Source organism: Clostridium grantii DSM 8605 (assembly GCF_900129965.1).
GTDB classification, from domain to species: domain Bacteria; phylum Bacillota; class Clostridia; order Clostridiales; family Clostridiaceae; genus Clostridium_AF; species Clostridium_AF grantii.
This window is the reverse complement of record NZ_FQXM01000062.1, coordinates 1-3,831: the sequence shown is the minus strand read 5'-3', so window position 1 is coordinate 3,831 and position 3,831 is coordinate 1. Positions and strand designations below refer to the sequence as shown.

Annotated in this window: 2 protein-coding genes; both read right to left on the bottom strand. The window is 25.2% G+C overall.

What is annotated here, in order from left to right; genetic code table 11:
* Nucleotides 1-144: 144 nt before the first annotated feature.
* A complete protein-coding gene (locus BUB83_RS20850; RefSeq protein WP_073341009.1) occupies nucleotides 145-765 on the bottom strand; it encodes a hypothetical protein in 621 nt (206 codons plus the stop codon).
* A gap of 343 nt (nucleotides 766-1,108) precedes the next feature.
* Nucleotides 1,109-3,505, bottom strand: a complete 2,397-nt coding sequence (locus tag BUB83_RS20845; protein ID WP_073341008.1) for an ATP-binding protein — start codon at nucleotides 3,503-3,505, stop codon at nucleotides 1,109-1,111.
* Nucleotides 3,506-3,831 lie beyond the last annotated feature (326 nt).

Genomic DNA, 3,831 nt, shown 5'->3' with positions numbered 1-3,831 from the left:
TTTCCTAATGTTTAAATAATAAAATTTTAGGATACTATAAAATTTAATGCAACCTGTATTATGTGCCTATCCCACTTTCCAATTATTAGCCTAATGGGTATATGGATGATAGGTATTTAATTTTAAGCCCCATGTGAGAAATCATCAAAATGCATACTGCCTAATAGCCTTACCTAAATCATTAATCCTATATTCAGTCTCCGGGTTATAATCTACTTCATTAAAAGTTCCACCGTCAAAAGATGCTAATGATACTAGGCCACTATTTGCTAACCCTAAAGCCTCAAAACCAGTTATAATATCTTCATTGATATTGTTCTTTAAGAATTTTAAATCCTCTATAAAACATTTTTCAATTATTAAAGAAAATCTTTGAAATGTTAAATAATCAATTTCATTATCCATATATCTTTTAAACAAATTAGCTATTAATTTGGGCTTTTCTAAATCATCTATTCTATCCAAGATAAAAATCAGTTTTTCTCCAAGCTGAGAATTATTTGAATGTTTTGACAGGAATTCATTTCTATCATCTATAGAAGTATCTTCTAATGAAGACAGAAAACTTAGAATCTTTTTGATAAAATATATATCTCTTATACTTATACCAACTTTAAAAACTGAACTAAGTGTCCCAATGATAGGTATGTCCTTAAAAATACCATCCTCTAATATGCTATCTATTCCCATTTCGATAAACTCTTTACTTACATCACCAAAATCTGTTCTCAATGTTTCTATCATTGAATTTTCGATTTGACTCATATATAATTAACTCCTTTCATTCAAACAGCACTTAATTATTCTACATAAAAAATACTTTAAACTGTCTTAAATCAAAATATTGCTCTCGTTCATCCGGCTCATTAATATAACAACAAGCACAGATAAATATTAGACAAAATTTCTCACCTCTAAGTAAAGCTACATTATTTTCATACTTGATTAAAATCTAACTCCAATTGCCCATTATAAATATTTTACTCCATATAAGCAACCTTACATTATTAGCCTAATGATTATAGGCATTAAATGCTTGTACTAAGTATGTATAACGAAAACTTAAATTAAAAATTTTTATTTATAAAAAATATCAAAATACTTAGTATTACAATTCTTTAAACATGTTAGATATTCTAGGTTCATTTTCATAATAAGTTGAATAATAATACGAATCATTATAATTCTCTTTATAATACATGTTCCATATTTCTTCTATAGCTTCAAGTAACCTATCTCCACTAGCAATTCCATATTCACATTCAAATATATCCTCAATATTTTCTTCAATATTTTTTTCTAAATTAAAATTTAATAATTCTTCATCTGATAGAATATCCTTTTTAAAGCTATTAAATTTCCATTCTAAAAGTTCTTTTGCTAAATCCCAATCAAAATAAGTATTCCCATCATCATCCTCTGCACCACATTCATCATAAATCAATAATCCAGAAACAAAGTCTGCCAATGCTTGTCTGCATAGACTATAGATTATTTTTTTCGTATGTTTCTTATCCAATAGTAAAATATTATGCTCATGTGAAAAGTTCAGTCTAATTAGTGTCAGAAATTTAACAAACGTTTCTATATATTGTATCTGATTCAAGATAATGTCTTGTATTTTTCCTTCAACTCCATTTTTTTTGTATAATGTATCTATTTCTAATAAATCTATATTTCTATTATTTATTAGTTCTATCATAACTCCTAACTTTTCTTTATCCATTTCTTTTCCTTTTATATATTCATCTAGTATTCTTTTAATTGTTAATTTTATTGAATCATCATTTTTATACTCTGCTAGTATTAACTTAAGTATACAAATCTTAATCTCTTTATTATCTGTAAAAACCTTTATATCTTCTAATCTTTCTATTACTCTCTGTTTTATAACTTTTCTATCATCGTCATTTATATAAACTCTATCCCTGTATCCACGTTTACCCATAAATATAAAATTATCAAGTTGCTCAAGATATTTTATAGAATTAAAAATTCTCTTTCTTTCTCTTCCATCTTTATTCAAATAATTAATCAAAAAATCAATTACTGAAGGGTTGATAAAGGAAATCTCTGCTTCTTTTTCATGAAAACTTCTATTTATTTGTAAAAATCCTTTCGACAACGCATTTAGTGATTTCTCAAATGCATTATGAACTCTGACAAAATTATTGCATTTAATTTCATAATCATATCTTTCTTCAAATGCAACTTTCAGTATCCCTTCACTTACAGTATTATCAAATGTAAACAAACTCCATATTAAGAATCTATCTTCATCTGATATTTTATTTTCAAATTCATTTCTCCATATTTCTTTTGGATTATCTAAGTTATTTAAAATAAACGCCCTATATTCTGAAGCATTAATTTTTTCAATTCTTCTCTTATTTGAAATAAATTCTATTAATCTAGGAGTATAATTTCTATGCCTTATTATCTTTAAAAATGTATTGTTAACTCTTATTTCATCTATATATTCTTGGTTTATTTCATTAAAATACAAATGATTATATAAAATCTTTGCTTTATCAATATCATTATAGGAGGTTATTATCAAATTATATTTTTCAAACTCAATACTGAATCTTTGAAATTTTTCAAACTGCAGAATACCTTTATTATAAATAGTACTTCTAGTTGTTAATATTACTATTTTATTTTTTTTTCTAATATACTTTTTTAAAAAAAATACCATTTTATTTTCGCTTGTTGACGTAAATAATTCGAGAAAATTAGAACCTAAGAAATCATCTATAAACACAACTTCTTTTTCTTCATCACTAGGAGACATTATTTTTTCTAACTCACTAACACTATTTCCAGAAATAAATTTCAACTTATATCCCTTATTTAAATAATTATAAGCTAACATTTCTGCTAAAACAGTTTTACCTACTCCTGGTTCTCCATGAATTAACAACATATTCGTTTTTGTTAATATATTTAAGGCTTTGTTGAAATTTTCTGTTATTACGTATAGTTTTAATTTTTTATAAATTCCCTCTACATAATATTCAATATTATTCTCTTGAGCATTGTTTATTATTCTATTTAACACCGTAGCACTTGATAACCAAAGCTTGTAATATTTTGTTTCTATCCATTCATTACCTTTCTTTTGCAAGAGAGTATTTAATTTCTTCAAATCATATATGTCATTTTCACTTTTTATAACACCTTTCATTAATTTCATAATTTCTTTTATCTGATTTACTGTCAAATCCAATGAAGTTATTAATATATATCTTTCAAATTTTTTATTTTTAACTTTGTTATATTCATCTCTAAGTGAACTTTTTAAGTTGCTAAAGTTAGACTTTGGGTAATGCTTCACTTGTGCAACTATTTTATTATTTTCTTCATCTACATAACTTAAATCAACCCCTCCATCTCTTCCTTTTCTAAAAGTTCGAAAGTCTAAGTCAAGCTCTTCTCTAAGCAAATCTTTGCTTATTTCTTCAAATTCCTCATCATTTAGTGTATCAAATTTATAATTATTCATATATTCCTCCACCAAAAATATTATTTATAACTTAATCTCAAATGAATAGTCACTTATAAAATTCATACATAAATTCTTATATTAATTTATCACTAAAATATCAAGTAAACTAAGGATTCATAAAAATGCAATTGTACTCACTGGCATATTACCATATATAAACATAAATAACTCAACACTCTCTCTTATTTTTCCATTAACTTAATTATATCAACTTCCCATTATAAACATAGCACTAAACCGCTGCCGCGGTGGTCTAAACCACTCCATCACATAATATCATCCTATAAACATAAATATTATCTCTTTTGTATACAACCCCTTTA

What these genes read in the sequence shown, in the direction of transcription:
- BUB83_RS20850 (WP_073341009.1), bottom strand. Translation starts at nt 765, where the DNA reads ATGAGTCAAATCGAAAATTCAATGATAGAAACATTGAGAACAGATTTT.
- BUB83_RS20845 (WP_073341008.1), bottom strand. Translation starts at nt 3,505, where the DNA reads ATGAATAATTATAAATTTGATACACTAAATGATGAGGAATTTGAAGAA.